We start from the raw sequence: 26,912 nt of genomic DNA on the forward strand, positions 1-26,912 counted from the left end.
TGCGGACCCCCTGTCACCGTCATGCCGTCCGTGACACACTCCCGGGGTAGCCGTGCCGGGAGGTCAAGGACGTGAGCGAAACACGCTCGGGTGGCGGCAGCGCCCCGACCGTGCTCCGCATGGTCCTGGGCAAACGGCTGCGGCACCTGCGGGAGCAGGCGAAGGTCAGCTTCGACCGGGCCGCGGACGCCATCGACGTCACGCCGCTGACCGTGCGGCGGATGGAGAAGGCGGAAGTCGGCCTCCGTATCCCGTACGTGCGCGAGCTGCTGCGCCTCTACGGCGTCAGCGGCGCCGAGACCGACGACTTCCTCCGGATGGCCAAGGAGGCGAACCAGCCAGGGTGGTGGTACAAGTACCGCAACGTCCTTCCCGACTGGTTCCGGGCGTACGTGAGCCTGGAGACCGACGCCACCGTCATCCGCATCTACGAGCCGCACTACGTCCCCGGGCTGCTGCAGACCGCGGACTACGCCAGGACCCTCTTCCGCGTCGGCTTTCCCAACTCCCCGGACGAGGACGTCGAACGGCGGGTGACCCTGCGGACGACCCGCGCCGACCTGCTGACCGCCCCCAGGGCGCCCGCGATGTGGGCCGTGCTGGAGGAGTCGGTGCTGCGCCGGCCCGTCGGCGGTCCCGAGGTGATGCGGGCCCAGATAGACCGGCTGATCGAAGCCATCGAGCTGCCGAACGTGAAGATGCAGATCATGCCGTTCTCGGCCGGGCCGCACCCGGGCGCGTTCGGCCCGTTCCACTACTTCCGCTTCGGCTTCACCGAACTGCCCGACATCGTCTACACGGAGAACCTGACCGGCGCGGTCTACGTCGACCAGCCCGAGGACGTCGTCGGGTATCTGGAAACACTCGACCGGATGGCCGTCCAGGCCGATCCGGTGGACCGGACCAGGTCACGCCTGGTGGAGATGCGTAAGGAGTACTGACCATGCAAGCCGACCCCCCCACCTTCACAAGCGGCATCCCGGCTACCGAACTCGGCACCGAGGGCTGGCAGAAGCCCTGGAGCGGCACCAACGGCGGGAGCTGCGTCGAGGCCAAGCGCCTGCCCGACGGCAGCGTCGCGCTCCGCCAGTCCACCGACCCGACGGGACCGGCCCTCGTCTACACCAGGGAAGAGATGGTCGCCTTCCTCCAGGGCGCCAAGGACGGCCAGGCCGACTACCTCGTCGACTGAAGGACCGGCCGTCACCCGGCCACTCGCCGGCCGCGGGCGCGGATCGCGGGCGGACGCGGTGGGCACCGTCCCACCGGCCTGATCCGTCCCGATCCGCCCCGATCCGCCCCGCGGAAACCGGCAGAACACCCCCCGCACGACCGCGAAGTGACAGTACGTCAGCCGGCAGCGATGCGCGCGCCGCAGGCAGGAGATACCCGATGGCAGAAGGCCAGTCCACCCCCGCCGAGGGGGCGCTCGCCAAGATCGACACCACCGTGCCGCATTCGGCCCGGATCTGGAACTACTGGATGGGCGGCAAGGACAACTACGCGGTCGACCGCCAGGCGGGCGACGAGTACCGCCAGATCGCCCCGAACATCGAGACGATGGCCCGGGCGTCGCGCGACTACCTGATCCGTACCGTGACCCATGTGGCCGGCGAGGCAGGCATCCGCCAGTTCCTCGACATCGGCACCGGCCTGCCGACCTACGACAACACCCACCAGGTCGCCCAGCGGCTGGCGCCCGAGTCGCGCATCGTCTACGTCGACAACGACCCGTTGGTGCTGCGGCACGCCCAGGCCCTGCTGACCAGCACCCGCGAGGGTGTGACCACGTACGTCGACGCCGACCTGCACAAGCCCGAGGCGATACTGGAAGAGGCGGGGAAGACCCTCGACTTCTCCCAGCCGATGGCCCTGATGCTCATGGGGATCCTCGGCCACGTCCAGGACTACGAAGAGGCCAAGTCCATCGTCCGCCGGCTGCAGGCCGCGCTGCCCTCCGGCAGCTACTTCGTGCACTACGACAGCACGGCGACCGACAAGGCGCTCCAGGAAGCCCAGCAGGGGTACGACGACACCGGCGCCATCCCGTACGTGCTGCGCACCCCGGACGAGATCAGCGCGTACTACGACGGCCTGGAGCTGATCGAGCCGGGGATAGTCTCCTGTCCGCTGTGGCGCCCCGAGCCCGGCACCGACCCGGAGCCCACCGACGTCTACGGCGGCGTCGCGCACAAGCCCTGACCCGGGCCCGGCCCTTCGCGCCGGGCCCGCCCCAGCAGTGCCGTCCGCCGTGCCGTGCCCGTCGCGTCGCCTGCCGCCGCGCTACGGGCGCTGCCCGGCGGCCAGCATCTCGACGGCCCGCGCCAGTTGGGCCGCCCGGTTCTCCTCCGTCCGCGCCCGCAGCAGCCGCACGATCACCAGGTAGCGGTCCGTCTTGCCGAGCCCGTCGAAGAACGCGGCCGCCCGCGGGCTGGCCGCCAGCGCCTCCGCGAGATCGGGCGGCACCTCGGCGTTCTTCTGCGACTCGTACGCGGCCTCCCACCGCCCGTCCGCCTGCGCGGCCCGCACCGCCGCGAGCCCCGGCTCGCGCATCCGCCCGGCCGCGGTCAGGGCCCCGACCCGGTCCACGTTCACCTGCGACCACTGGCTACGGGGCCGGCGCGGCGTGATCTTCTGCAGGAAATAATGGTCGTCGTACCGTCGGCGCAGGCCGGTGATCCAGCCGTAGCAGAGCACGACATCGTCGACCTCGGCCATGGTGACGGACGCGATTCCCGACCCCTTCTTGGCGACCTTCAGCCACATCCCGGACTGCAGACCGTGGTGCTCGTCGAGCCAGGACTCCAGCCCGGCGGGGCCGTCGAAGGCGCGGACGGGGGCGCCGTCGGGGGAGTCCGCGCCGGACGCGGGGCTCTCGCTGCCGGGGGATGCCATGTCGTTTCGTCCTTTCGCCGGTAGCGCCACCGTACGTCGCGCCGGTGATCTCCGGGCGGGCCGCGGAGGCGGATGTCACAGGCCGCGGTTAGCGTGGGGGCATGACGACGCACGACGAGAAGCCGGTGCTGCGGCCCGCCCGCCCGGGGGACGCCGCGGCGGTGGCGCGCCTCTGGGAGAGCGCGTGGCGCGACGCCCACCTGGGGCATGTGTCGGACGCGCTGGTGGCGATGCGCACGCCGGAGTCGTTCGCCGCCCGGGCGGCGGCGCGGGTGCCGGAGACGGCGGTCGCGGAAGTCGGCGGCGAGATCGCCGGGTTCGTCACCGCCGCGGGGGACGAGGTGGAGCAGCTCTTCGTCGCGGCGGAGCACCGCGGCACAGGCGTCGCCGCGCTGCTGCTCGCCGAGGGGGAGCGGCGGGTGGCCGCTCGGGGATACGACCGGGTGTGGCTCGCGGTCGTGACGGGCAACGCGCGGGCGCGCCGGTTCTACGCCCGGCAGGGCTGGACGGACGAGGGCCCGTTCGCCTACCAGGCGGAGGGCGAGGACGGCCCGGTGACGGTGCCCTGCCACCGGTACGCGAAGCCGGTGCCGAGCGGGGCCACAGGCGCGGCGTAACGTCCGCGGAGCACACGGGCCGTGGGCCGCCGGTGTCCTTCGTGGGGAAACGCGGCATTCGGCGGGCGGGCCGGACGGTGGTGGGTGGTCCGGACCTTGCGTTGCTAGTCGGCAACATTCGTCGGTTGATTACATAGACGGCCCTCCTGTCGCTACGATCCCTTCGACCCCATCACGAACGTACGCAGGAAAGCCGCGCACCAGTACCACGCAACCTCTCGCGTGCGCGTGCCCGAGGTTTCGATGAACATCGCATGGCAGTCGCCGCGGTGCGTCCGCTTAGCCGGTCCGCCCCGCTCCCTGTCGCCCGGCCCCGGCCGTAGCGTGCCCCGCCGCGTCCAGCGCGGGGGGTGGTGATGGCCCGCGGTTCCGGGCGGGGCGGGGAGTTCCGGCCCGTCTACCATCTCGCCGGGCTCGACGACGACTTGCGGGCCGTCGTCGACGACCTGCGCGTCGGCCGGTGGATGTCCATGCGCGCGCTGCTCGCCAGGACCGGTGCCGACTGGGCGGCGCGGACCGCGCGGTCGCAGGTGCTCGGCGTGGTGGCCGCCAAGTCGGCGGTGGTGCAGATCTGGCTGGACGAGGAGCCGGAGAGCGCCGACGCGCGGATGATGCTGGCCCGGGTCGCCGTCGGGCGGGCCGTGCAGGCGCACCGGCAGCGGCATCCCAGCGCCGGGCAGTTGGAGGAGGACGCGCGGCAGGCGTGCCGGGAGGCGGCGCTGCTGCATCCCGGGGATCCCGTGCCGTGGGTGTGCCTGCTGGCGCTGGCCACGGTCGACGTGCGGCAGCAGCGGCCCGAGCACCGGGCGGAGCCGCCGGAGAACCTGCTGCCGTACGGGCCGTGGGGGCTGCTCGACGAGGTGGTCAAGCGGGACCGGTACAACCGCGAGGCGTACCACCGCGTGCTGCAGATCTGTTCGGCCGCCGGCGGCTCCCAGGCGTACGCGATGGACTTCGCCCGCTGGGTCGGCTCCTGGGCCCCGCTCGCCTCCCCCCTCCTCGTGCTGCCGCTCTTCGCCCACGCCGAGCACTACCACTTCGAGCGCCGCCGCGGCCGCGGTGACGCGCTCGTGCACCGGCAGTGGTCCCGCGAGGACATCCTGCGCGACACGCGGCGCGCCCTCGACGGCTGGTTCGACGTGACCAACGCCGACGTGCGCTCGGTGCTGGACCTCAACCACCTGGCCCACGCGCTCACCGCCGCCCGCGAGTTCACCGAGGCGGCCCGGGTCTTCACCGCCCTCGGCCCGTACGCCACCCTCCTGCCCTGGGCGTACGTGACCGAGGACCCCGAGCGGCAGGACCTGGCGGAGGCCGAGTTCTTACGCGCCCGCTCGACGGCCCTCGGCAGCGGGTGACCCGGCACGTCCCCTTTGTCATGTCATGCCCCTGCCACTCCCCATCGGAGGTCACTCCATGTCACAAGCGCCGGTCAGCACCGCCGGCACGTCCCGGCGCAAGGACGACGACGCCCATCTCCGCGACCTCGGCTACGAGCCGGAACTCGCGCGGCGGATGGGCCCGTTCGGCAACTTCGCCATCTCCTTCTCGGTCATCTCGATCCTCTCCGGCTGTATGACGCTGTACGGCTTCGGGCTCAACACCGGTGGCCCGGCCGTCATGATGTGGGGCTGGGTGGCCGTCGGCCTCTTCGTGCTCTGCGTCGGCATGGGCCTGGCCGAGGTGACCAGCGCGTACCCCACCTCCGGCGCGCTCTACTACATGGCCCACCAGCTCGGCGGCCCCCGCTGGGGCTGGTACACCGGCTGGCTCAACCTGCTCGGCCTGCTCGGCGCCATCGCCGGCATCGACTACGGCTGCGCCCTCTTCATCGGCGCCTTCCTCAACCTCCAGTGGGGCTTCGAGCCCACCGCCGAGAAGACCCTGCTGATCTTCGCGGTCATCCTGGTGCTGCACATGACGCTGAACCTGCTGCGGGTGCGCGTCGTCAGCATCCTCAACTCCATCAGCGTCTGGTGGCACCTGGCCGGCGTCGCCATCATCGTCGGCGTCCTGATCGTCGTCCCCGACCACCACCAGTCGGCCGGCTTCGTCTTCGGCGAGTTCAACAACGACACCGGCTGGAACAACCCGTTCTACGTCACCGCCATCGGCCTGCTGCTCGCCCAGTACACCTTCTCCGGCTACGACGCCTCCGCACACCTCTCGGAGGAGACCACCCAGGCGCAGGTCAGCTCCGCCAAGGGCATCGTGAGGGCGATCTGGGTCTCCTGGGTCGCCGGCTTCGTGCTGCTGGCCGGGCTCACCTTCGCCATCCAGGACTACGTCGGCACCCAGGAGTCGAGCACCGGCGTGCCACCCGCGCAGATCTTCATCGACGCCATCGGCGAAGGCGGCGCCAAAGCCCTGCTGCTCATCGTCATCTGCGCCCAGCTCTTCTGCGGCAACGCCGAGACCGCCGCCACTGCGCGGATGGTCTTCGCCTTCTCCCGCGACGGCGCGCTGCCCGGCTCGAAGATGTGGCGCCGCGTCTCACCGCGCACCGGCGTGCCCACCCGGGCGGTCATGCTGTCGGTGGCCGTCGCGTTCTGCCTGGCGCTGCCGTCGCTGTACTCGGCGACCGCGTACGGCGCGGTCACCGCCATCAACGTCATCGGCATCACCCCCGCCTACGCCATCCCCATCTATCTGCGGCTGCGCGCGAAGAACCGCTTCGTGCCGGGGCCGTGGAACCTGGGCAAGTGGAGTTCGCTGATCGGCTGGATCGCGGTGTGCTGGGTGGCCGTGATCACGGTGATCTTCTGTCTGCCGCAGGCGTCGCCCGTCACCGTGGACACGTTCAACTACGCCTCGGTGGCCCTGGCCGCCGTCCTGCTGCTGGCCACCGTTTCGTGGTGGGCGGCCGGCCGGCGCTCGTACAAGACACCCGTCTACACCGCCGACCCCGAGATGGCAGAGCTCGGCAAGGACCTGGTGTGACGCCGCGCCGGGCCGCCGCGAGCGACCGGCGGCGGCCCGGCGCACCGTCCCGACCGCAAACGACCAGCGCTCCGTGAGGTCCGATGTCCGCAACCACTCACACCGCCCCCGCCGGGCGCCCCCTGCGCCTGCGTACGCTCCTTCGCATCCTGGCCGCGGTCGTCACGGCGGCTCTCGCGGCCCTCGCCGCGGTCGGCGCCGTCCGGGAGCTGAACCGGGCCGGGGCCGTGCAGGACTACGCCGACACCCTCGAACGGCTCCAGCAGCCGTCGTTCGCGCTCGTCACCGAGTTGCAGGCCGAGCGCCGGATGACCGCGCTGCACTGGGCCCGCGGCCCGGTGAACGCCGCCCAGCTCGGCAATCAGCAGGCCCTCACCGACGAGGCCGCCTTCGCGCTGCGCGAGCTGGCCGACGAGGCCCCCGACAGCGCCGTCCGCCCGCCGCTCGAAGCCGCCCTGCGGGGCGTCGCCGGCCTCGCCGGGGTACGCGAACGCGCCGCCGAGCGCTCCGGGGACCGGGACGAGGCGCTGGAGGCGTACACCCGCGCCATCGAGCAGACCATCGCCGTGCACATCCGGGTGCGCGCCCACAACGGCAGCCTCGCCCAGGGCTCCCGCCCGCTCACCGCGCTGCTCCAGGCCGGCGAGTCACTGGCGCTCCAGGACACCCTGCTGGCGGGTGCGAAGGACGGCCGGTTCACCGCGGCGGACCACGCCCGCTTCGTCCAGGCCGTCGGCGTCCAGCGGTTCGCGTACGGGACGCTGGCCGGCCCGCTGCTGCCCGACGGTGAGAAGGACCGCTACGACGCCGTCACCGACTCGAAGGAGTGGGCGGAGAAGACCCGGATCGAGGACGCGGTGCTCGGCGTGAGCCGGGAATCCGGCAGCCCCGTGACGCTGCCCGCCGCGACCGCCGGGTGGCAGGAGACGTACGAGCACCTCGGCCCGGGCCTCACCGGGCTGGCCACCGCCCGGATCCAGGCGCTGGCCGACGACGCGGAGGACCGGGCAGGCGAGTTGCGCATGACGGCGTACGCCATCGCCGCCGGCGGCGTCCTGCTGGTCGCGATCGTGCTCGGCACCGTGCTGTGGATCAGCCGCACCATCGTGCGCCGGGCCGAGGAGGTGCGCTCCAGCGCCCTGGCCGTGGCCCGGCGGCAGTTGCCGCAGATGATCGTCAGGCTGCAGCGCGGCGAGGACGTCGACCTGTCGGCGCTGCCCGCGCAGGTCGCCGCCGCCGACGAGTTCGGCGAGATCTCCAACGTCGTCGCCCGGCTGGCGGAGGAGGTGGTCGAGGCGGCGCGGGTGGTGCACGAGGAGCGGTACGGCTTCGAGAAGTTCGCCGAGGGCGTCACCATGCGCTCCGTCACCCTCATCTTCGCCGTGCTGCGCACGCTGGACGAACTGCAGCACCGCTACGCCGACACCGATCCCGCGCTGCTCTCCGAGCTGTACGAGCTCGACCACCTCACCGTGCGGGTGCGCCGCCAGTTGGAGAACCTGCTGGTGCTCTCCGGCGGCGCGGTCACCAACCCGCACACCGAGCCCGTGCACATCGCCAACCTGATCGTCGACGCCGCCGGCGAGTCCCGCGGCTTCGCCCAGGTCACCAAGGAGTTCCAGGCCGAGGCGTGGGTGGTGCCGGAGGTGGCCGGAGAGCTGACCCACCTGATCGCCGAGCTGATCGAGAACGCCACCACCTACTCGCCCAGCGGCTACGAGGTCTTCGTCCGCGCCACCCACACCGCCACCGGCGTCGCCATCGAGGTCGAGGACAAGGGGCGGGCGCCGGAGAACTGGTACTTCGAGGCGCTCAACGGGCGGCTGCTCGACGTGCCGCCGTACGCGGTGCTCGCCAAGTCCTCCGACCAACTCGGCCTCTTCGTGGTCGGGCAACTGGCGCAGCGCCACGGGGTACGGGTCACGCTCCAGCAGGGCCGCTTCGGCGGCGTGCTGGCGGTCGTGCTGGTGCCGTCCGCGCTGCTGACCGGCGCACCCGAGCAGTTGGCGGACCGCACCCCGGTACGCAAGCCGCTGCCGGGGCGCTCCGGGCCGCGGCCCGCGAAGCGGCGCGAGCCGACGGCGGCCGGTCTGGTACGCCGCGAGCCGGCGCGCGCCGGCGGGCCCACCGGTCCGGTACGCCCCATTGACCCGGCGCCCGGGCTGGCACCGGCCCGTCCGGCGGACGACGGCGTACCGGACCCGGAGCGGCGCCGCCCGCCGGCCCCGGCGGCACCCGCCGGGCCCGCGGCCGAGCCCCAGCCACAGCCCGCGACCGCGGCCGCCCCGGCGGCGCCCGCCGCCCCCGAGCACGTACGCCCCGAGGAACCTCTGCCCGTACGCGTCAAGAAGCCCCACCCGGAACCGGCCGCCGGGCCGGCCCCCCGGCCTGCACCGCAATCCCTGCCCGATCCGACCGAGGAGCTGCCTGTCACCGCCACCCCCCAGATCGCCACCGAGCCGACCCGCGAGGCCGAGCCGGCACCGGCGCCCGCGCGCCCCGCCGCCCGCGCCGGCGGGCTGCCCCAGCGCGTGCCCGGCACCAGCATGGCCGGCCAACTGCGCGACGGCAGGCGCCGGCCCGCCACCGCCATGGACCGGCGCCCGCTCGACAGCATCGAGTCGGCGTTCACCCAGCTTCAGGAAGCCCTGACCGACCCGGAGGAAGACAGCGACCGATGAGCAGCCTCAGGCACGTGAAGAACGTCATCCCCGCGAGCCCGGAGGACGCGGCCGTCTTCGACAACCTCCGCGACAACCTGCAACTCGTGCCGGACCTCACCGGCTTCGTGCTGCTCGCCGACGACGGCCTCGCCCTCTGCGGCTACGGCCTGGACTGGACCCGCGAGGACGTCCAGACCATAGCCGCCGCCTGTTCCGGCCTCGCCAGCCTCGCCGACGGGCTGTCGATGCCGGTCGACGGCGGGTCCGTCCTGCATCTGAACATCACCATGGAGCACAGCCACCTCATCCTCACCGCCTGCGGCAACGGCAGCACCCTGGTCGTCTACACCTCGGGTCCCGAGTCCATCGGCCTCGCCATGCGCGAGACCGTCCGCGTCGCCCGCGCGTTCAAGCACCAGCTCGGCGTCGGGTCCCGCAGGGCTCGTATCCGGTAATGAGCGCGCCACGGGGAACGCGCAGGACACGGACGTTCGCGCTCACCGGATCGCGCACCGACCGGGCGCCCGGTGAGCAGTTCACCATGCACTCCACGGTCCGCGCCGCCGTGCCGCCCGACGACGCGCGCAGCATCCCGGAGGAGTGGCAGACGATCCTGCGGCTGTGCGCGGGGCCCGGCATCGCCGTGGCCGAGCTGGCGGCCCGGATCGAGATGCGGCTGACGCCCGCCGCCGTCCTCCTGGCCCAACTGCTGGAACAGGGGCTCATCGAGCACAGACCGCCGATGAGCGATCCGGACGCCATGAACATCGACTTCCTCCGACGAATCAGGAGCGGCCTTGAGCGAGCCTGACACCGAGGCCCCGGACGCCGTCTGGGACGCCTACCTCCCGCCCGTGAAGATCCTCGTGGCCGGCGGCTTCGGGGTGGGCAAGACCACGGCGGTCGGCGCCGTCAGCGAGATCACGCCGCTGCGCACGGAGGAGCGGCTGAGCGCGGCCGGGGTGGGCGTGGACGACCTGTCCGGCATCGAGCAGAAGTCGGCCACCACCGTGGCCATGGACTTCGGCCGGATCACCCTGGACGTGGCGGTGCTGATGCTCTTCGGCACCCCGGGCCAGGAGCGGTTCTGGTTCATGTGGGACGACCTGCTGCGCGGCGCGCTCGGCGCGGTGGTGCTCGTCGACACCCGGCGGCTGGACCGCTCGTTCGCCGCCGTGGACTTCTTCGAGAGCCGCGACCTGCCGTTCGTCGTGGCCGCCAACTGCTTCCACGGCGAGCAGGACTACGATCCGGAGGAGATCCGCGACGCGCTCACCCTGAAGGAGCCCACCACCCCGATCGTCCTCTTCGACGCCCGCGAGCGCGAGTCGGTCCGCGGCGTGCTGCTCGCGCTGATGGACCATCTGATCGCGGCCGCGGAACCCGCCCACGCCCGGTGACCACAAGGAGGCCCGCTCCGCCATGACGACCGTGCTCGCCATCGACCAGGGCACCTCCGGCACCAAGGCGCTCGTCGTCGACCCGGAGGCGCCGGACGGCGGCAGCGGCAGCGGCGTGGTCGCCGTCGCCGAGGTGCCGGTGACGCCCGACTACCTGCCGGGCGGCGGGGTGGAGCAGGACCCGGCGCAGTTGCTGGCCTCGGTGCTGGCCGCCGGGCGGCAGGCCGTGGCGGCCGCGGGCCGGCCGGTGGACGCGGTGGCGCTCGCCAACCAGGGCGAGACCGTGCTGGCCTGGGACCGCGCCACGGGCAAGCCGCTGTCGCCGGCGGTGAGCTGGCAGGACTCCAGGGCGCAGCGGCAGTGCGACGCGCGCGCGGACGCCGCCGAGTGGGTCGCCCGGCGCACCGGGCTGGTGCTCAACCCGTACTTCTCCGCACCGAAGATGGCCTGGCTGCGGGAGAACGGCGTCCGCGGGGGCGTCGTCACCACCACCGACACCTGGCTGCTGCACCACCTCACCGGCGCGTACGTCACCGACGCGGCCACCGCCAGCCGCTCGCTGCTGCTCGACCTCGACACGGTCGACTGGGACCCCGAACTGGTCGCCCTCTTCGGTCTCGACCCCGCCGGGCTGCCGCGGATCACGGCCTGCGACGAGGTGGCCGGCACCACCGCCGCCTTCGGCGCCGAGGTGCCGGTCGCCGGGCTCGTGGTGGACCAGCAGGCGGCGCTCTTCGGCGAGGGCTGTCTCACCGCGGGCACCGCCAAGTGCACGTACGGGACCGGGGCGTTCCTCCTCGCCAACACCGGCGGGGCCGCGGTGCGCTCCGGCTCGGGGCTGACCACCTCGGTCGCCTGGCGGGCCCGCGGCGCCACCCCGTACTGCGTGGACGGCCAGGTGTACACGGCGGCCTCGGCGGTGCGCTGGCTCACCGAGCTGGGCCTGGTCGGCTCGGCGGCGGAGCTGGACGAGGTCGCGGCCGAGGACGCCGAGGGGGTGGTGTGCGTGCCGTCGTTCGCGGGGCTCGCCGCGCCCTGGTGGCGCTCGGAGGCCACCGCGTCGTTCGCCGGGCTGACGCTGGCCAGCCGCCGGGAGCACCTGGTGCTCGCCGTGCTCCAGGGCGTCGCGGCCCAGGTCGCGGAGGTCACCGGGCTGGTCGCCGCGGACCTCGGCGGCCCGCTCACCCGGCTGCGGGTGGACGGCGGGCTCACCCGCAGCCGCACGCTGATGCAGGCGCAGGCCGACCTCGCGCAGGTGCCCGTCGACGTCTACCCCTCGCCGCACGCCACCGCGCTCGGCGCGGCGGCGCTGGCCCGGATGGCGCTGGAGCCGGAGCTGCCGGCCGCGGACGCGGTGCCGCGGTGGACGCCGGGCAGGACGTACGAGCCGCGCTGGCCGCGGGCGCGCGCGGAGGAGTTCCTCGACCGCTGGCGTACGGCCGCGGGCGCGGCGCTGCCGCGGCAGGACGCGCCGGACCCCGCACCGACGGACCCCGCACCGACGGACGCGGGGCCGGGGGACGGCGCGCCCCCGCAGGAAGGGCGCGGCTGAGCCGCCCGCCGCCGGCGGCGCCTACCGCCCGCCGCCGAACCGCAGTCCGGCCACCACCCCCGCGTGGTCCGACGGCCAGAACCCCGTAGGCGCCGAGCGGTCCGCTTCCCGGTCGCCGATCACCTCCGCCGTGACCGCCCGCACGCCGTCCGGCCGGTACAGCACGTGGTCGATGCGGTGGGAGAGTTCGTCCCCGGCCAGCAGCGACCCGCTCTGCCCCGCCGTCCAGCCGCCGTCCGGGTCGCCGCCCGCCGCGGTCCAGGCGTCCGCGTAGCCGGCCCCGGCGAGGATCCCGTAGGCGCCGGAGGCGTCGGTGGGGCGGGAGTTGAAGTCGCCGGTGAGGACGACGGGGTGCGGCGAGCCGGCGAGCGCGGCGGCCAGCTCGCGGGCCTGGGCGGCGCGCACCCCGGGGGTGCCGAACGCCTCCAGGTGGGTGGTGGCGAAGCGGAACGTCGCGCCGCGCACCGTGACGTCCACGGACGACCAGCCGCGCGGCACCTCGAAGGAGAGGCCGGGGATCCGGGAGGGCAGGGTGGCCTTCGCGGAGTACGCCGCGGAGGTGGCGCGCGACGTACGCGGCCGGGAGGAGGCGGGCGGCCCGTCGCGTACGACGATCACGTCCCGGTCGGTGAAGCGCGCCTCCTCGGTGGCCGAGACGGCCATCCGGCCGGTGAAGTTGTCGTTCGCGGCGACGGTACGGTACGGGGTGCCGCGGGCGGCCAGCTCGTCGAGGAGCAGCCGCAGGAAGTCGTAGCGGACCGTCAGGTCGCCGCCCGCGGGACCCCTCTCCCAGCGGGCCACCTCCTGGAGCCCCACGACCTCGGGCGCCCGCGCCGCCAGCAGGTCCGCGAGGGCCGCCGCGCGCTCGCGGAAGTCCGTCGCCTCCATCGCCGCGTACAACTCGCTGGCGCGCGTGACCAGTTCCGCCCGGCTTCCGGCGTCGAACAGCGGCTTCAAGTCGGCGCCGAGGTAGACGTTGTACGTCGCCACGCCCACGGCACGCACCCCGCGCCCGTCGCCGTTCCCGCGCGCCTGACCGCCCTCCCGCGCCCGCTCCGTCCCCGGCGCCTCGTGCTCCCGCCGCCCGCCGTCCGGCTCGGACGCCTGCCGGCCGGGCGCACCGCACCCGGCTCCCAGCGCCATGACCAGCACCGCCAGCACCACCAGACCGGCCGGCTTCCCACCGCGCCGTACGCTCCGCATCGCTCCGCCTCTCCCGCGCACCGCCGGCCGCCGGGACCGTACGCGCACACCGCATCCCAGCATCCGCGGCACCCCCGGGCAAGCATGGTCATGTCCCGACCACGGCCCCTTTACGTGATCGTCCGTCTTGTTTAACGTCACGTCTTCAGCCTCGGCAGCACCACCAACACCACGAGAGCGAAGGTCAATTGTGAAGCTCGTGAGATCCCTGCTGCGGGCGGCGCCCGTCGTCGCGGCCCTGACGGCCGCGGGTATCCTCGCCGGCGCGTCCGCCGCCCAGGCCGCGCCCGCCGGGCCCGACGTCATCGCCCACCGCGGCTCCTCCGGCGTGGCGCCCGAGAACACCGCGGCGGCGACCCGGCTGGCGGTCCGCCAGGACGCCGACTTCGTCGAGATCGACGTGCAGCGCACCAAGGACGGCAAGCTCGTCAACTTCCACGACTGCACCATGGAGCGGACCACCGACATCGAGGAGGTCTACCCGGGCCGGCCGAGCTACCGCGTCTCCGACTTCACCTGGGCCGAACTGAGCCGCCTGGACGCCGGCTCCTGGTTCTCGGCCAGGTACGCCGGCGAGCCGATCATCACCGTCGACCGCGTCATCGACCTCATCGACCGGAAGTCCGGCCTGCTCGCCGAGATCAGCCCGTGCGGGCACTACGACGCGAGCCTCCCCGCCGACCTGGCCGGGCTGCTCCAGGCCAGGCCGGCCTACGTGGAGCGCGCGCTGGCGAACGGCCAACTGGCCGTCCAGTCCTTCGAGCTGGACGACGCGCAGGGCTTCAAGGACCTGATGCCCGAGGTGCCCATCGGCTTCCTCGACGCCGACCGCCCCACCGAGGCCGAGCTGGCCGCCCTGAGCGAGTGGGCGGACCAGGTCAACCCGCAGTACACCGTCACCGACCAGACCCTGGTCGACCGCGTCCACGAGCTGGGCATGGACATCAACGTCTGGACCGTCGACGAGCCCGGCGCGATGCGCAGGATGGCCGGTCTCGGCGTCGACGGCATCATCACCGACTACCCGCAGTCCCTCACGTAGGGCGTACGGGAGACGAGGCGGCGGCGCGGCAATGGCACACCCCGCCAAAGACCCGCGCCGCCGCTTTGATGGATCTCCACTGCCCAACCCGGGGCACACCGGGCAGACTCGAAGGGCAGCGGACGACCAGTCACCCCAGCGGAGGCGGCCCATGACCGGATCGCGGATCCTCGCCCTCGGCCACTACCAGCCCGGGAAGGTGCTGACCAACGACGACCTGGCGAAGTTCGTCGACACGAACGACGAGTGGATCCGCAGCCGGGTCGGCATCCGCGCCCGGCATGTCGCGGCCGCCGACGAGACCGTGGACATGATGGCCGCGCACGCCGCCGCCAAGGCGCTCGCCGGGGCCGGCACCAAGACCGAGGACGTCGACCTCGTCATGGTCGCCACCTGCACCGCCGAGCACCGGGTGCCGAGCATGGCCGCGCGGGTCGCGGAACGGCTCGGCATCCCCGCCCCCGCCGCCATCGACGTCAACGTCTCCTGCTCCGGCTTCACCCACGCCCTCGCCCAGGCCGACCACACCCTCCGCGCCGGCGCCGCGAGCCGCGCGCTGGTCATCGCCGCGGAGAAGCTGACGGGCGTCACCGACTGGAACGACCGCTCCACCGCCGTCCTCACCGGCGACGGCGCCGGCGCCGCCGTGGTCGCCCCCGCGGCGGGGCCCGGCGAGGCGGGCGCCATCGGCCCCGTCGTGTGGGGCTCCGCGCCCGACATGGGGTCCGCGGTACGTATCGAGGGCTCACCGCCCGTCTTCGCCCAGGAGGGCCAGGCGGTCTACCGCTGGGCGGTCAAGGAGCTGCCGCCGATCGTCCGCCGGGTCTGCGAGCGCGGCGGCGTGGCGCCGGCCGACCTCGCCGCGATCGTGCTGCACCAGGCGAACCTGCGGATCATCGAGCCGCTCGCGCGCAGCCTCGGCGCCCCGCAGGCGGTCGTCGCCACCGACGTCACCGAGTCGGGCAACACCTCGGGCGCGAGCGTGCCGCTTGCCTTCTCCAAGCTGGTGGCGCGCGGCGAGGTGGAGTCCGGCGCGCCGGTGCTTCTCTTCGCCTTCGGCGGCAACCTGTCGTACGCCGGCCAGATCGTGCGCTGCCCCTAGCGGCCCGCCGGGCGCGGCCAGCGTGCCGACGGCCATCGGGAAGTAGGGCACGAAGGCGATGCCCTCGGCGGCGGTGTAGTCGACGACGGCCTCGTGCTGGCGCATCGCGAGGTTGTAGAGATTCTGCACGGAGGCGATGGTGGCGATCTCGCGCGCGGCGCGCAGTTGGGGGACGTCGACCTCGGAGAGCCCGATGTGCCGCACCTTGCCCTCGTCCTGGAGCTCCTTCAACGTCCCGACCTGGTCGGCGAGCGGCACGTCCGCGTCGACGCGGTGCAGTTGGAACAGGTCGATCCGCTCCGTACGCAGCGTCAGCCGGCGGCCTTCGGGAAGAGCGTGGTGAACGGCTCCAGCATTCCCGCCGAGTCACGGACGTAGGGCTGGTCGAACTCCCAGACCAGGAAGAGCAGGAACGCGAGCAGCCCGCTGTGCAGCCCCGCGAGGATCAACTCGCGCGCCGAGCGCTGGATCTGCAGCGCGAAGACCATGCCCATGGCCACCAGACCGCCGGCGATCAGCCCGAACCACACCAGCGACGGCATCGTGGGACCCGAGTTCAGCGCCCGCTCGTTGCGGGCCTCCTCGGCCGCGGCGATCTGGTCGCCCAGCGCGTAGGCGGCGCGGTTCTCGGCGTCGGTCTCCGGCGCGTACGCGAAGAGCCCGCGCCGCACCTCGTCCAGCAGCGCGTCACCGCGCTCGCTCAGCCCCTCGCCGTCCTGCATCGCCGGCCACTCCTCGTGCACCGCGTAGCCGACGTACGCCGCGATGTCCGCCCGGATCTCCTCGCGCACCGGGGCCGGGTACTCGGCGAGCCGCTCGCTCGTCTCGTGCAGCGCGAACGCCTCCCGCTGCACCGAGTCCTCCGCGCTGCCCTTCGCCTCCCAGACGCCGGCGATCGCCAGGCCCAGCACGATCGCGTACACCACGCCGATCATCATCGTCATGTACTCGATGACGTCGGGGGTCTCGGTGGGGTCGAACTCCTCGTCGGGGCGGCGGTGCCGGAGGACGGTGATGAGCACGACGACCGCGATGGCCGCGGCCATCGCGAGGGTGAGCATGAGCCATTCGGACACGGGCTGCCTCCGGCGGTCGGGCTGCGGGCGGTCAGGAGCGGTTGCGGGCCGCCGCGCCGGAGCCGCTGAGCGCGGCGGCGGCGAGGATCGCGGGGGCGACGAAGAGCAGCGTTCTGGTCACGGGCGAAGTGCCCTCGTCGGCTTCCCGGGGCGGCGGCTCGTGGTAGAGGGGCCGCAGCGAGGGCGAAGGGGTGGGGGAGGGGCGGGGCTCGGCGGGCGGCTGGGCGTGGGCGTGGGGGTGGGCGTCGGCGTGGCCGGTACGGGCGCGGTGGGCGGCGGCGCGGCGGGCTCGGGCGCGGCCGGCTCCGGCGGTGCGGGCGCGGGCGGCTCCGGCGACGGCGTGGGGGACGGCGGGGGCGGCGTCGGGGTGGGCCTCGGCGTGGGCGTCGGCGACGGTGGGGGAGTCGGGGACGGCGGCGTGGGGGTGGGCGTCGGCGAGGGCTTCTTGCCGCACCCCTGGCGCACCGCCTCCCCGACGCCCCGCTTGCGCGCGATCCGCCCCAGCTCCTCCAGCGGCAGGTCCGCGCCGACGCGGGCGCACCCGTCGGCGGGCAGTGCCCACCCGCGTACGGCGGCGGTCCGCGGGGCGTCGGCGGCGGCGGGGCCGGCGGCGAGGACGGTGCCGGCGGCCGCGGCCGGGCCGGCGGCGAGCGCCGCCAGGAGCACGGCGGCGCGTACGGCGGGCCGCGCCGCGCGCGGTGTGTTCTCCCGGGTCACGGCCCGAAGTTGCTCCGCGCCGCGCCCGGCTACGCCCCCGGCGCCCGCAATCCACCCGCAGGCGCGGTCCGTCGCGCCCGTATCTCGCACGAACGCTCGTCACTCGCGCCCCGGTTCGCTTCCGTGCGCGCCCGGTCCGCGGCCCGTACGCCCCACGGGTGGTTTCACGAGTTCTTCACAAACGGGCCATGGCCTTCTGCGGACGGCCGCCCGGATGATCGACGTCATGCCGACATCGCAGCCGTCCGACGAGACCTCGTACGACCGCCGCCGCTTGCGCCAGTGGCTCGACGGCGACGCCCGCACCCCGGGCGTCGCCCGGCGCGACATGCTGCGGCTCTTCGCCGCCGCCGGCGGGGCCGGCGCGCTGGGCGCCCTCGGCGCCGCGCCCGCGGGGGCGGCGCCCGCCGCGCCCCGGGCCGCCGGCATCGTCAAGCCGCTGCCGCCCGAGCTGTTCACCGTCCGCGGCACCAACGCCGAGACCAACTGGCCCGCCCTGAAGGACACCGGCTACCTCACGCCCGCCGACCGCTTCTTCGTCCGCAACCACACCGCCACCCCCGTGCTCGACGCCGGCGGCTGGAGCCTGCGCGTCTGGGGCGACGGACTCCGCGGCGGCGAGGCCGAGTTCGGGCTCGACGACCTCAAGGCGCTGCCGTCCGCGGTCAGGTCCGCGTTCGTGGAGTGCGCGGGCAACGGCCGCAGCTTCTTCGCCAGTCAGCAGGGCGGCACCGTCTCCGGCACCTCGTGGACCCTCGGCGCCGTCGGCGTCGCGCGCTGGCGCGGCGCCCGGCTCGGCGACGTGCTGCGGCTGGCCGGGATCACCCGGCGCGCGGTCGACGTGATGCCGAGCGGGCTGGACGGCGAGTATATGGCGGACGGGGTCAACCTCGGCCACGTGCGCCGCCCGCTGCCGGTGGCCAAGGCGCTGGACGACGTGATCCTCGCGTACGAGATGAACGGCGAGCCGCTGCCCGCCGACCACGGGCACCCGGTGCGCGTGCTCGTGCCGTCGTGGGTCGGCATCTCCTCCATCAAGTGGGTCGGCGACCTCCAGGTCTCCGCCGAGCCGCTGTACTCCCCGTGGAACACCGACTTCTACCGCCTCTTCGGCCCCTCCTACCCGCCCGAGGGCAGCGAGCCGCTCAGCCGGCAGACCCTCAAGAGCGCCTTCGAGCTGCCCTGGAACGCCACCCTCGCCGCCGGCGAGACCCACCGCCTGACCGGCCGCTCCTGGTCCGGCGCGGGCGGCGTGCGGGCCGTGGAGGTCAGCACCGACGGCGGCACCACCTGGCGCCGCGCGAAGCTCGCCGACGAACCGCGCGCCGACGGCTGGGTGCGCTGGTCGGCCGACTGGCGCCCGGAGAAGCCGGGCCCCGCCGACGTACGCGCCCGCGCCACCGACGTGAGCGGCAGGACCCAGCCCGAGCGGACCGTCCACAACGACCAGGGCTACCTCTTCGACGCGGTCGTCCGGCACCCGGTCACCGTCGCCTGAGCCGCGGGCGGTCTCCCGCGCGCCGGGGGTGAGCGCGCACACTGGTGATCCCCCCGGCACCAGGCAGGAGGCCGCCCGTGACGTACGACCTGGCCGCGCTACGCGCCCGCATCCCGGCGCTGAAGGACGGGACCGCCTACTTCGACGGCCCCGGCGGCACCCAGACCCCGGCCCCCGTCATCGAGGCGATGGCCGCGGCGCTGGCCGCCCCGCTCTCCAACCAGGGCCACGTCACCGCCGCCGAGCGCAACGCCGAGGCGATCGTGGCCGGCGCCCGGGCCGCCCTCGCCGACCTGCTCGGGGTGCCGGCCGGCGGCGTCGTCTTCGGGCGCAGCGCCACGCAGCTCACCTACGACGTCGCCCGCACGCTGGCCCGCGCGTGGGGGCCGGGCGACGAGGTCGTCGTCACCCGCCTCGACCACGACGCGAACATCCGCCCCTGGGTGCAGGCCGCCGAGCGCGCGGGCGCGGCGGTGCGCTGGTGCGACTTCGACCCGGACACCGGCGAGCTGACCCCGGGGCACCTCGCCGCCGTGCTCACCGAGCGGACCCGGCTGGTCGCGGTCACCGCCGCCGCCAACCTCCTCGGCACCCGGCCGCCGGTGCCGGAGCTGGCCGGGATGGCGCACGACGCGGGGGCCCTGGTCCACGTCGACGCGGTGCACTACGCCGCGCACGCAGCCGTCGACGCCGCGGCGCTCGGCGCGGACTTCGTGGTCTGCTCCCCGTACAAGTTCCTCGGCCCGCACCTGGGCGTGCTCGGCGCCCGTCCCGAACTGCTGCGCAGCCTCGCCCCCGACAAGCTGCTGCCCGCCACCGACGCGGTGCCGCAGCGCTTCGAGCAGGGCACGCTGCCGTACGAGCTGCTGGCCGGGGCCCGCGCCGCCGTCGACTTCCTCGCCGGCCTCGACCCCGAGCCCGCCGCGGGCGGCGACCGCAGGGCGCGGCTGATCCGGGCGTACGCGGCGATCGAAGCCCACGAGGACGCGCTGCGGCTGCGCGCGGAGGACGGCCTCGCCGGAGTGCCCGGCGTCACCCTGCGCTCCCGCGCCCCCCACCGCACCCCGACGCTGCTGCTCACCCTCGAAGGCCGCACCACCGAGGACGCGTACCGCTTTCTGGCCGAGCGCGGCGTCAACGCCCCCTCCGGCTCCTTCTACGCCCTGGAGGCGTCCCGCCGCCTCGGCCTCGGCGACGGCGGCGGCCTGCGGGCGGGGCTCGCGCCGTACAGTTCGGCCGACGACGTCGACCGGCTGGTCGCGGGCCTCGGGGAATTCCTCCGTACGACTGCCTAGTTCCCCCGCCCCGGATGCGGTCCTACAGTGGCGCACACCACAGCGCCACGGACCCGTCCGTTCCGGGGAGGGCACATGAGCCGCATCTCGGTCACAGTCGACGGCACGACCTACGAGGACGACGTGGAGCCGCGCCTGCTCCTCGTGCACTACCTGCGCGACCGCCTGGGCCTGACCGGCACACCCGTCGGCTGCGACACCGGCAACTGCGGTGCCTGCACGGTCGACGTGGCGGGCGCCAGCGTCAAATCCTGCTCCATGCTGGCCGTTCAGGCGGACGGGACGGAGGTGACGACGATCCAGGGGCTGGCCGGGGACGGCCGGTGGCACCCGCTCCAGCGCGCCTTCCACGAGGAGCACGGGCTGCAGTGCGGCTACTGCACCCCCGGGATGATCCTCGCCGCCCGCGACCTGCTGCGCGCCAACCCGCACCCGACCGCCGAGGAGGTCAGACACGGCCTGGAGGGCAACCTCTGCCGCTGCACCGGCTACCAGAACATCGTGCGCGCGGTCCTCGCCGCGGCCGAAGCCGGAGCGGGGACGGGGACGGACGCCGGAGCCGGCGACGGCGGGGAGGCCGCGATATGACCACCGCAGAGCAGGCGGCACCCGCCATCGGCCGCTCCCACCCGCGCAAGGAGGACGCCCGGCTCGTCACCGGCCGGACGAGCTGGACCGACAACATCACCCTGCCCGGCATGCTCCACATGGCGGTGCTGCGCAGCCCGATGGCGCACGCCCGCATCGACCGCCTCGACCTCACCGCGGTGCGCGAACGCCCCGGCGTCGTCGCCGCGTTCTCCGCCGCCGACCTCGACGGCGAGCTGGGCTCCCTGCCCTGCGCCTGGCCGGTCACCGAGGACATCGTGCACCCCGACCACCCGCCGCTGGCCGTCGGCGAGGTGCGCCACGCCGGCGACCCCGTCGCCGTCGTCGTCGCCCGCGACCGCTACGCCGCCGCGGACGCGCTGGAGGCCGTCGAGGTCGACTACACGCCGCTGCCGCCCGTGCTCGACATGGAGGCGGCGCTCGCCGACGGCGCCCCGCTCGTGCACGCGGACAAGGGAACCAACCGCTGCTTCGACTGGCCCCTGGCGAGCGGGGACTACGCCGCCGCCAGGGCCCGCGCCGACGTCGTCGTCACCCGCCGCTACGTGCAGCAGCGCCTCATCCCCAACGCCATGGAGCCCCGCGCCGTCGTCGCCGCCCCCGCGGCCACCGGCGCCGACGAGTACACCCTGTACTCCGCCACCCAGATCCCGCACATCCTGCGCGTCATGCTCGCCGTCGTCACCGGCATCCCCGAGCAGAAGATCCGCGTCATCGCCCCGGACGTCGGCGGCGGCTTCGGTTCCAAGCTCCAGGTGTACGCGGAGGAGGCCCTGGCGCTCGTCGTCGCCAAGCGGCTCGGCCGCCCGGTGAAGTGGACCGAGTCCCGCTCCGAGGGCTACCTCGCCACCCACCACGGCCGCGACCAGATCCAGGACGTCGAGGTCGCCGCGACCCGCGACGGCCGGCTGCTGGGCATGAAGGTCGACCTGCTGGCCGACATGGGCGCGTACCTCATGCTCGTCACCCCGGGCATCCCCATCCTCGGCGCCTTCATGTACCCGGGGATCTACAAGATGGACGCCTACGCCTTCCACTGCACCGGCGTCTTCACCACCAAGACCCCCACCGACGCCTACCGCGGCGCCGGCCGCCCCGAGGCCACATACGCCGTCGAGCGCGTCATGGACGAACTCGCCGCCGAACTCGGCCTCGACCCCGTCGAGCTGCGCCGCCGCAACTGGATCGGGCACGGCGAGTTCCCGTACACGTCGGTCGCGGGCCTCACCTACGACAGCGGCAACTACGAGGCCGCCACCGACAAGGCGCTCGCCCACTTCGGCTACGCGGCCCTCCGCGCCGAGCAGCGCGAGCGGCACGAACGCGGCGACACCGTGCGGCTCGGCATCGGCGTCTCCACGTACACCGAGATGTGCGGCCTGGCGCCCAGCCGCGTGCTGCGCGACCTGCGGTACGCGGCCGGCGGCTGGGAGGCGGCGAGCATCCGCATGCTGCCCACCGGCAAGGTCGAGGTGATCACCGGCACCAGCCCGCACGGCCAGGGGCACGCCACCACCTGGAGCCAGATCGCCGCCGACGTGCTCGGCGTGCCCGTCGAGGACGTCGACGTGCTCCACGGCGACACGCGCATCGCGCCGCAGGGCATGGACACGTACGGCTCGCGCTCGCTCGTCGTCGGCGGCGTCGCCGTGCACGAGGCGGCGGTGAAGGTCGTCGGCAAGGCGCGCCGGGTCGCGGCCCATCTGATGGAGGCGAGCGAGGAGGACCTGGAGTTCACGGCGGGCACGTTCGCCGTCCGCGGCTCGCCGGAGGCGACGAAGACGATCCAGGAGGTCGCCTTCGCGACCTTCACAGGACACGACCTGCCCGACGGCATGGAGCCGACGATCAACGCGGGACACGTCGTGGAGCCGGACAACTTCTCGTATCCGCACGGCACCCACCTCTGCGCGGTCGAGGTGGACACGGAGACCGGGGCGGTCCGCATCCGCTCGTACGTCGCCGTGGACGACGTCGGCAAGGTCGTCAACCCGCTGATCGTGGAGGGCCAGGTGCACGGCGGTCTGGCGCAGGGCATCGCGCAGGCGCTCTACGAGGAGGCCGTCTACGACGACGACGGCAACCTCGTCTCCGGCACCCTCGCCGACTACCACGTGCCCGCCGCCCCCGACCTGCCCGACTTCGTCACCGACCGCACCGAGACCCCCGCCACGTCCAACCCGCTGGGCGTCAAGGGCGTCGGCGAGGCCGGCACGATCGCCTCCACCCCCGCGGTCGTCGGCGCCATCGTCGACGCGCTGCGCCCGCTGGGCGTCACCGACGTGCGGATGCCCTGCTCGCCGGAGCGCGTGTGGCGGGCGATCCAGGACGCCAGGAAGGGAGACCCGGCATGATCCCCGCGGCATTCGACTACGTACGCCCCGAGTCCGTCGGCGCCGCCGTGAGCGCCCTCGCCGACGCCGGGGCCGCCGGGCGCGAGGCGAAGGTGCTCGCCGGCGGGCAGAGCCTGCTGCCGCTGCTGCGGATGCGGCTCGCCTTCCCCGACCTGGTCGTGGACGCGGGCCGGATCCCGGAGCTGCGCGGCGTGCGCGACGACGGCGACGCGCTGGTGATCGGCGCCCTGACGACCCACCACGAGGTGCTCGCCGACCCGCTGGTACGCCGCCACGCCGGGCTGCTCGCCGCGGCCACCGCCACCGTCGCCGACCCGGCGGTCCGGCACCGCGGCACCCTCGGCGGCTCGCTGGCCCACGCCGACCCCGCGGCCGACCTGCCGGCGGTGGTGCTCGCGCTGGACGCCGAGCTGACCGCGGTGGGACCCGGCGGATCGCGGACCGTGCCGGCGCGGGAGTTCTTCACCGACTACCTGACCACGGCGCTGGCGCCGGACGAGTTGCTGGCCGCGATCCGGGTGCCCAAGTACGACGGCTGGGGCTTCCGCTACGAGAAGTTCAGCCGGGCGGCGCAGGCGTGGGCCCTCGTCGGCGTGGCCGCCGCGGTGCGGCACGAGGGCGGGCGGATCGCCGAGGCCCGGATCGGGCTGACGAGCATGGGCCCGACGCCCGTGCGGGCGGCGGCCGCCGAGGCGGCGCTCGCCGGGGCGGAGGCGACACAGGAGCCGGTCGCGGAGGCGGCGGCGGCCGCGGCGGAGGGCACGCGTCCGGCGGCGGACCTGTCCGGTTCCGCCGAATACCGCGCGCACCTCGCCCGGGTGCTCACCCGCAGGGCGGTGCTCGCGGCGGCCGGGCCGGCGTGACGGGCGGCCGGGACGGGTCGGGCGGTGCCCGAGGAGGCGAGCGCGGTGGCGCGTGAGGAGCCGGCGGGGGAGCCGGAGGGGCGCGGGCCGCACGACGGCGCCCGCGACGCGCGGGCACCGGAGGCCGTGCGGCCCGCGTCGGGGGCCGCACGGCCCGTACCGGCAACGGGCGTGCGGCCCGCGTCCGTCGGGGAGCTGCGGGCCCGGCTTCAGGCCACGGGCTACCTCGCGGACGACGGCCTGGCCACCGCCTGCCACCTCGCCCTCACCCTGCACCGCCCGCTGTTCTGCGAGGGCGAGGCGGGCGCGGGCAAGACCGCGCTTGCCGCCGCTCTCGCCGGCGTCACGGGCGCGCCGCTGATCCGGCTCCAGTGCTACGAGGGCATCGACGCCTCCCAGGCCCTCTACGACTGGGACTTCCCACGCCAGTTGCTGCACCTGCGGGCGGCGGAGGCGGCGGGCGTCACGGACGCGGAGCGCCTGGAGGACGAGCTGTACGGCGAGCGGTTCCTCGTCGCCCGCCCGCTGCTGCGCGCGCTGCGGACGAGCCCGAGCGTGCTGCTGATCGACGAGATCGACCGCGCGGACGACGAGTTCGAGGCGTTCCTGCTGGAACTGCTGTCGGAGTACGCGGTGACCATCCCCGAACTGGGCACACTGCGGGCCGAGACCCCGCCCGTGGTCGTGCTCACCTCCAACCGCACCCGCGAGGTCCACGACGCGCTCAAACGGCGCTGCCTGTACCACTGGTTCGCGCACCCCGGCTACGCCCGCGAGCTGGCGATCGTCCGCAGCCGCCGCCCGCGGGTGGCACGGCGGCTCGCGGCGCAGGTGACCGCGGCGGTGCAGCAGTTGCGCGGCATGGACCTGGTCAAGCCGCCGGGGGTGGCGGAGACGATCGACTGGGCGGAGGCGCTGGCGGCGCTCGGCGCGACGGAGCTCGACGCCGACCTGGCGGTGGCGACGCTGGGTTCGGTGCTCAAGTACCGCGAGGACACGGAGCGGGCGGTGGCGCTCGACCTGCGGGGGCTGCTGGCGGCGGCCCGGGGGAGCTGACCGCTGTGGGGGAGCGGGGAGAAGGCGGCGAGGGCCGGAGTACGGGCCGGAGTACGGGCCGGGGCGGGCCGGACGCGGGCGTGCCCGGCTCCGGCCGCCCGGTCCCGGACCCGGCCGCCGCCGCCACGGGCCCGGCCACGGCCGGCGCCTGGGGCGACGGCGTCGCCGTGCTCGTCGGGTTCGCGCGGGCGCTGCGGGAGGCGGGGGTGCCGGCCGACGGCGAGCGGGTGCAGGCGTTCCTCGGCGCCGTGGACGCGCTCGGCACCGGGCGGCGCGAGGTGTACTGGGCCGGCCGGCTCACGCTCTGCGGCCGGGCGGAGGACCTCACGCCCTACGACCGTGCGTTCGCCGCCTACTTCGGCGACCGCGCGGCGCCCCCGCGCCCGCCCCGTACCCCACCGCCGCCCCGCGTCCGCCGTACCGCTCCCGCAGCCGTCGAGGCGCCCGGCGACGACGGCGACCGCACCGGCCCCGCGGCGCCCGCCGCCGCCCGCGCCGGCTCCGCCGAGGTGCTGCGCCACCGCGACATCGCCGGGCTCACCCCCGCGGAGCGGGCCGAACTGCACCGGCTGCGCACGGCGTTCGCGCTCCGCGGCGAGCAGCGCCGCACCGCCCGCCGCCGCCCGGCGCGCCGCGGCGCCGTCGACCCGCGGCGTACCGTACGGGACCTGCTGCGCGGCGGCGGCGAACCGGCGGTCCTGCGCCGCCGCGCCCCCGTGCGGAAGCCGCGCCGCGTCGTGCTGCTGCTCGACGTCAGCGGCTCCATGTCCCCGTACGCCGACGCCCTGCTGCGCTTCGCCCACGCCGCCCGCCACGGCCGCCCCGCCCGCGCCGCTCCCGCCACCGAGGTCTTCACCCTCGGCACCCGGCTGACCCGCGTCACCCGGCAGTTGTCCCACCGCGACCCGGACGCCGCGCTGGCCGCGGTCGGCACCGCCGTGCCGGACTGGAGCGGCGGCACCCGGCTCGGCGAGACCCTGCGGGCGTTCCTCGACCGCTGGGGGCAGCGCGGCCTGGCCCGCGGCGCCGTGGCCGTCGTGCTCTCGGACGGCTGGGAGCGCGGCGACGTCGCCCTGCTCGGCGCCCAGGCCCGCCGGCTGCACCGGCTGGCGCACCGCGTGGTGTGGGCCAACCCGCGCAAGGCGCGGCCCGGTTACGAGCCGCTCGCCGGCGGCATGGCCGCCGTGCTGCCGCACGTCGACGCCTTCGTCTCCGGGCACAGCCTGGCCGCGCTCGAACGGCTGGCGGCGGTGGTGCGGGGAGCGGCCGACGCATGACGACGAACCCGGCAACGAAGGGACCGCCATGGAGCTGCGGCACGAGTTCACCGTTCCCGTACCGGCCGACGAGGCGTGGCGGGCGCTGCTCGACATCGAGCGCATCGCGCCCTGCATGCCGGGGGCGGCGGTCGAGAGTTTCGACGGCGAGACGGTGCGCGGCACGGTGAAGGTGAAGGTCGGCCCGATCACGCTCACGTACCGGGGCACGGCCTCCTTCCAGGAGAAGGACGAGGCGGGCCGGCGGATGGTGCTGTCCGCGAACGGCAAGGAGGCGCGCGGCACGGGCACGGCGCGCGCAACGGTCACGGGGGAGCTGACCGAGACCGGCGGCGGCACGCGGGTGTCGGTGGTGACGGACCTGGCGGTCACGGGCCGGCCCGCGCAGTTCGGCCGGGGGGTGCTGGCGGAGGTGGGCGACCGGCTGGTGGGGCGGTTCGCGGAGTGCCTGGCGGGGAAGCTGGCGGACGGCGGCGCGGAGGCAGCCACCGACGCGGCCACGGATGCGGACGGGGCGGACGCCGGTGCCGGTGCCGTCCGCGACCCCGGGGCCGGAGCCGAGCCCGCGTCCGGACTCGCGCCCGCCGCACCCGCCGTCGAGACCTCCGCCCCCGGGACCGAGCCGCTCGACCTGGTCCGTACCGCCGGTGTGCCCGTCGCCAAGCGGGCAGCCGCCGGCGCCGCGGTCGCGGCGGCGCTCGCCGCCGTCGCCGTGGCCGTACGCCGCGCACGCCGCCGCCGCTGAGCCCCCGC

The 26,912-nt window shown here is 74.8% G+C and carries 25 protein-coding genes and 1 pseudogene; 21 read left to right on the forward strand and 5 right to left on the reverse strand.

Annotated elements, in window-relative coordinates; all coding sequences use genetic code 11:
* Nucleotides 1-119: 119 nt before the first annotated feature.
* The 3 genes from DMB38_RS33420 to DMB38_RS33430 all read left to right on the forward strand — a co-directional run bounded on the left by DMB38_RS33420 (nucleotide 120) and on the right by DMB38_RS33430 (nucleotide 2,202).
* On the forward strand, nucleotides 120-941 hold the full coding sequence (locus tag DMB38_RS33420; RefSeq protein ID WP_125939441.1) for a helix-turn-helix transcriptional regulator: 822 nt from the start codon (nucleotides 120-122) through the stop codon (nucleotides 939-941).
* Nucleotides 942-943: 2 nt separating this feature from the next.
* Nucleotides 944-1,192: a DUF397 domain-containing protein gene (locus tag DMB38_RS33425; RefSeq protein WP_125938321.1), complete on the forward strand. Its 249-nt coding sequence runs from the start codon at nucleotides 944-946 to the stop codon at nucleotides 1,190-1,192.
* Nucleotides 1,193-1,392: 200 nt separating this feature from the next.
* The gene (locus tag DMB38_RS33430; RefSeq protein ID WP_125938322.1) at nucleotides 1,393-2,202 is read left to right on the forward strand and encodes an SAM-dependent methyltransferase; all 810 of its coding nucleotides are present in this window, start codon (nucleotides 1,393-1,395) and stop codon (nucleotides 2,200-2,202) included.
* An 81-nt stretch (nucleotides 2,203-2,283) separates the two neighbouring features.
* Here the strand turns inward: DMB38_RS33430 and DMB38_RS33435 are convergent, their stop codons facing one another.
* Nucleotides 2,284-2,895: a YdeI/OmpD-associated family protein gene (locus DMB38_RS33435; RefSeq protein ID WP_125938323.1), complete on the reverse strand. Its 612-nt coding sequence runs from the start codon at nucleotides 2,893-2,895 to the stop codon at nucleotides 2,284-2,286.
* Between the two features lie 101 nt (nucleotides 2,896-2,996).
* Between DMB38_RS33435 and DMB38_RS33440 the strand changes: the two genes are divergently transcribed.
* The 8 genes from DMB38_RS33440 to DMB38_RS33475 all read left to right on the forward strand — a co-directional run bounded on the left by DMB38_RS33440 (nucleotide 2,997) and on the right by DMB38_RS33475 (nucleotide 12,067).
* Nucleotides 2,997-3,512 carry a GNAT family N-acetyltransferase gene (locus tag DMB38_RS33440; protein ID WP_125938324.1) on the forward strand — a complete coding sequence of 172 codons (516 nt, stop codon included), beginning with the start codon at nucleotides 2,997-2,999 and terminating at the stop codon, nucleotides 3,510-3,512.
* A gap of 356 nt (nucleotides 3,513-3,868) precedes the next feature.
* Nucleotides 3,869-4,870, forward strand: coding sequence for a hypothetical protein (locus tag DMB38_RS33445; protein ID WP_125938325.1), 1,002 nt, complete (start codon nucleotides 3,869-3,871; stop codon nucleotides 4,868-4,870).
* A 58-nt stretch (nucleotides 4,871-4,928) separates the two neighbouring features.
* Nucleotides 4,929-6,452, forward strand: coding sequence for an amino acid permease (locus DMB38_RS33450; RefSeq protein WP_125938326.1), 1,524 nt, complete (start codon nucleotides 4,929-4,931; stop codon nucleotides 6,450-6,452).
* 83 nt (nucleotides 6,453-6,535) lie between these two features.
* The gene (locus DMB38_RS33455) at nucleotides 6,536-9,133 is read left to right on the forward strand and encodes a nitrate- and nitrite sensing domain-containing protein (protein WP_240662614.1); all 2,598 of its coding nucleotides are present in this window, start codon (nucleotides 6,536-6,538) and stop codon (nucleotides 9,131-9,133) included.
* Entirely contained in the window at nucleotides 9,130-9,570 is a 441-nt protein-coding gene (locus DMB38_RS33460; protein WP_125938327.1) for a roadblock/LC7 domain-containing protein, read from the forward strand. The genes DMB38_RS33455 and DMB38_RS33460 overlap by 4 nt, the downstream gene beginning before the upstream one ends.
* Nucleotides 9,570-9,926 carry a DUF742 domain-containing protein gene (locus DMB38_RS33465; RefSeq protein ID WP_047019231.1) on the forward strand — a complete coding sequence of 119 codons (357 nt, stop codon included), beginning with the start codon at nucleotides 9,570-9,572 and terminating at the stop codon, nucleotides 9,924-9,926. The genes DMB38_RS33460 and DMB38_RS33465 overlap by 1 nt, the downstream gene beginning before the upstream one ends.
* Entirely contained in the window at nucleotides 9,913-10,515 is a 603-nt protein-coding gene (locus DMB38_RS33470) for an ATP/GTP-binding protein (protein WP_125938328.1), read from the forward strand. Before DMB38_RS33465 ends, DMB38_RS33470 begins: the two co-directional genes overlap by 14 nt.
* Before the next feature lie 22 nt (nucleotides 10,516-10,537).
* A complete protein-coding gene (locus DMB38_RS33475) occupies nucleotides 10,538-12,067 on the forward strand; it encodes an FGGY family carbohydrate kinase (RefSeq protein WP_240662615.1) in 1,530 nt (509 codons plus the stop codon).
* Nucleotides 12,068-12,088: 21 nt separating this feature from the next.
* Here DMB38_RS33475 and DMB38_RS33480 read toward each other — a convergent pair whose 3' ends face one another.
* Entirely contained in the window at nucleotides 12,089-13,270 is a 1,182-nt protein-coding gene (locus tag DMB38_RS33480; RefSeq protein WP_240662616.1) for an endonuclease/exonuclease/phosphatase family protein, read from the reverse strand.
* A 190-nt stretch (nucleotides 13,271-13,460) separates the two neighbouring features.
* Between DMB38_RS33480 and DMB38_RS33485 the strand changes: the two genes are divergently transcribed.
* A complete protein-coding gene (locus DMB38_RS33485) occupies nucleotides 13,461-14,312 on the forward strand; it encodes a glycerophosphodiester phosphodiesterase family protein (protein ID WP_125938329.1) in 852 nt (283 codons plus the stop codon).
* A 151-nt stretch (nucleotides 14,313-14,463) separates the two neighbouring features.
* Nucleotides 14,464-15,414, forward strand: coding sequence for a beta-ketoacyl-ACP synthase III (locus DMB38_RS33490; RefSeq protein ID WP_125938330.1), 951 nt, complete (start codon nucleotides 14,464-14,466; stop codon nucleotides 15,412-15,414).
* 3 nt (nucleotides 15,415-15,417) lie between these two features.
* Here DMB38_RS33490 and DMB38_RS33495 read toward each other — a convergent pair.
* The 3 genes and pseudogenes from DMB38_RS33495 to DMB38_RS33505 all read right to left on the reverse strand — a co-directional run.
* Nucleotides 15,418-15,723 (reverse strand): annotated as a pseudogene (locus DMB38_RS33495) (aldo/keto reductase); the annotation flags it as partial.
* Nucleotides 15,724-15,725: 2 nt separating this feature from the next.
* Complete coding sequence (locus tag DMB38_RS33500) at nucleotides 15,726-16,490, reverse strand: DUF4239 domain-containing protein (protein WP_125938331.1); 765 nt, start codon at nucleotides 16,488-16,490, stop codon at nucleotides 15,726-15,728.
* Nucleotides 16,491-16,521: 31 nt separating this feature from the next.
* Nucleotides 16,522-16,944, reverse strand: coding sequence for a hypothetical protein (locus tag DMB38_RS33505; RefSeq protein ID WP_125938332.1), 423 nt, complete (start codon nucleotides 16,942-16,944; stop codon nucleotides 16,522-16,524).
* Between the two features lie 477 nt (nucleotides 16,945-17,421).
* Here DMB38_RS33505 and DMB38_RS33510 point away from each other — a divergent pair, with 477 nt between their 5' ends.
* The 8 genes from DMB38_RS33510 to DMB38_RS33545 all read left to right on the forward strand — a co-directional run bounded on the left by DMB38_RS33510 (nucleotide 17,422) and on the right by DMB38_RS33545 (nucleotide 26,904).
* Nucleotides 17,422-18,705, forward strand: a complete 1,284-nt coding sequence (locus tag DMB38_RS33510; protein ID WP_125938333.1) for a sulfite oxidase — start codon at nucleotides 17,422-17,424, stop codon at nucleotides 18,703-18,705.
* A 77-nt stretch (nucleotides 18,706-18,782) separates the two neighbouring features.
* Nucleotides 18,783-20,000, forward strand: a complete 1,218-nt coding sequence (locus DMB38_RS33515; protein WP_125938334.1) for a cysteine desulfurase-like protein — start codon at nucleotides 18,783-18,785, stop codon at nucleotides 19,998-20,000.
* Nucleotides 20,001-20,075: 75 nt separating this feature from the next.
* Entirely contained in the window at nucleotides 20,076-20,588 is a 513-nt protein-coding gene (locus DMB38_RS33520; RefSeq protein WP_125938335.1) for a (2Fe-2S)-binding protein, read from the forward strand.
* Nucleotides 20,585-22,963 (forward strand): xanthine dehydrogenase family protein molybdopterin-binding subunit, encoded by a 2,379-nt coding sequence (locus DMB38_RS33525; protein WP_125938336.1) that lies wholly within the window; start codon nucleotides 20,585-20,587, stop codon nucleotides 22,961-22,963. Before DMB38_RS33520 ends, DMB38_RS33525 begins: the two co-directional genes overlap by 4 nt.
* Nucleotides 22,960-23,826 carry a xanthine dehydrogenase family protein subunit M gene (locus tag DMB38_RS33530; protein WP_125938337.1) on the forward strand — a complete coding sequence of 289 codons (867 nt, stop codon included), beginning with the start codon at nucleotides 22,960-22,962 and terminating at the stop codon, nucleotides 23,824-23,826. The genes DMB38_RS33525 and DMB38_RS33530 overlap by 4 nt, the downstream gene beginning before the upstream one ends.
* A 45-nt stretch (nucleotides 23,827-23,871) precedes the next feature.
* On the forward strand, nucleotides 23,872-24,882 hold the full coding sequence (locus DMB38_RS33535) for a MoxR family ATPase (protein WP_125938338.1): 1,011 nt from the start codon (nucleotides 23,872-23,874) through the stop codon (nucleotides 24,880-24,882).
* Nucleotides 24,883-24,887: 5 nt separating this feature from the next.
* Nucleotides 24,888-26,159 (forward strand): VWA domain-containing protein, encoded by a 1,272-nt coding sequence (locus DMB38_RS33540; protein WP_125938339.1) that lies wholly within the window; start codon nucleotides 24,888-24,890, stop codon nucleotides 26,157-26,159.
* Nucleotides 26,160-26,187: 28 nt separating this feature from the next.
* Complete coding sequence (locus tag DMB38_RS33545) at nucleotides 26,188-26,904, forward strand: SRPBCC family protein (protein ID WP_125938340.1); 717 nt, start codon at nucleotides 26,188-26,190, stop codon at nucleotides 26,902-26,904.
* The last annotated feature ends 8 nt before the right edge of the window (nucleotides 26,905-26,912 follow it).

The sequence above is a fragment of the Streptomyces sp. WAC 06738 genome, assembly GCF_003945505.1.
GTDB lineage: Bacteria > Actinomycetota > Actinomycetes > Streptomycetales > Streptomycetaceae > Streptomyces.

Coding starts and splice junctions, on each gene's coding strand:
- DMB38_RS33420 (WP_125939441.1), top strand. CDS start 120: ATGGTCCTGGGCAAACGGCTGCGGCACCTGCGGGAGCAGGCGAAGGTC.
- DMB38_RS33425 (WP_125938321.1), top strand. CDS start 944: ATGCAAGCCGACCCCCCCACCTTCACAAGCGGCATCCCGGCTACCGAA.
- DMB38_RS33430 (WP_125938322.1), top strand. CDS start 1,393: ATGGCAGAAGGCCAGTCCACCCCCGCCGAGGGGGCGCTCGCCAAGATC.
- DMB38_RS33435 (WP_125938323.1), bottom strand. CDS start 2,895: ATGGCATCCCCCGGCAGCGAGAGCCCCGCGTCCGGCGCGGACTCCCCC.
- DMB38_RS33440 (WP_125938324.1), top strand. CDS start 2,997: ATGACGACGCACGACGAGAAGCCGGTGCTGCGGCCCGCCCGCCCGGGG.
- DMB38_RS33445 (WP_125938325.1), top strand. CDS start 3,869: ATGGCCCGCGGTTCCGGGCGGGGCGGGGAGTTCCGGCCCGTCTACCAT.
- DMB38_RS33450 (WP_125938326.1), top strand. CDS start 4,929: ATGTCACAAGCGCCGGTCAGCACCGCCGGCACGTCCCGGCGCAAGGAC.
- DMB38_RS33455 (WP_240662614.1), top strand. CDS start 6,536: ATGTCCGCAACCACTCACACCGCCCCCGCCGGGCGCCCCCTGCGCCTG.
- DMB38_RS33460 (WP_125938327.1), top strand. CDS start 9,130: ATGAGCAGCCTCAGGCACGTGAAGAACGTCATCCCCGCGAGCCCGGAG.
- DMB38_RS33465 (WP_047019231.1), top strand. CDS start 9,570: ATGAGCGCGCCACGGGGAACGCGCAGGACACGGACGTTCGCGCTCACC.
- DMB38_RS33475 (WP_240662615.1), top strand. CDS start 10,538: ATGACGACCGTGCTCGCCATCGACCAGGGCACCTCCGGCACCAAGGCG.
- DMB38_RS33480 (WP_240662616.1), bottom strand. CDS start 13,270: ATGCGGAGCGTACGGCGCGGTGGGAAGCCGGCCGGTCTGGTGGTGCTG.
- DMB38_RS33490 (WP_125938330.1), top strand. CDS start 14,464: ATGACCGGATCGCGGATCCTCGCCCTCGGCCACTACCAGCCCGGGAAG.
- DMB38_RS33510 (WP_125938333.1), top strand. CDS start 17,422: ATGATCGACGTCATGCCGACATCGCAGCCGTCCGACGAGACCTCGTAC.
- DMB38_RS33520 (WP_125938335.1), top strand. CDS start 20,076: ATGAGCCGCATCTCGGTCACAGTCGACGGCACGACCTACGAGGACGAC.
- DMB38_RS33525 (WP_125938336.1), top strand. CDS start 20,585: ATGACCACCGCAGAGCAGGCGGCACCCGCCATCGGCCGCTCCCACCCG.
- DMB38_RS33530 (WP_125938337.1), top strand. CDS start 22,960: ATGATCCCCGCGGCATTCGACTACGTACGCCCCGAGTCCGTCGGCGCC.
- DMB38_RS33545 (WP_125938340.1), top strand. CDS start 26,188: ATGGAGCTGCGGCACGAGTTCACCGTTCCCGTACCGGCCGACGAGGCG.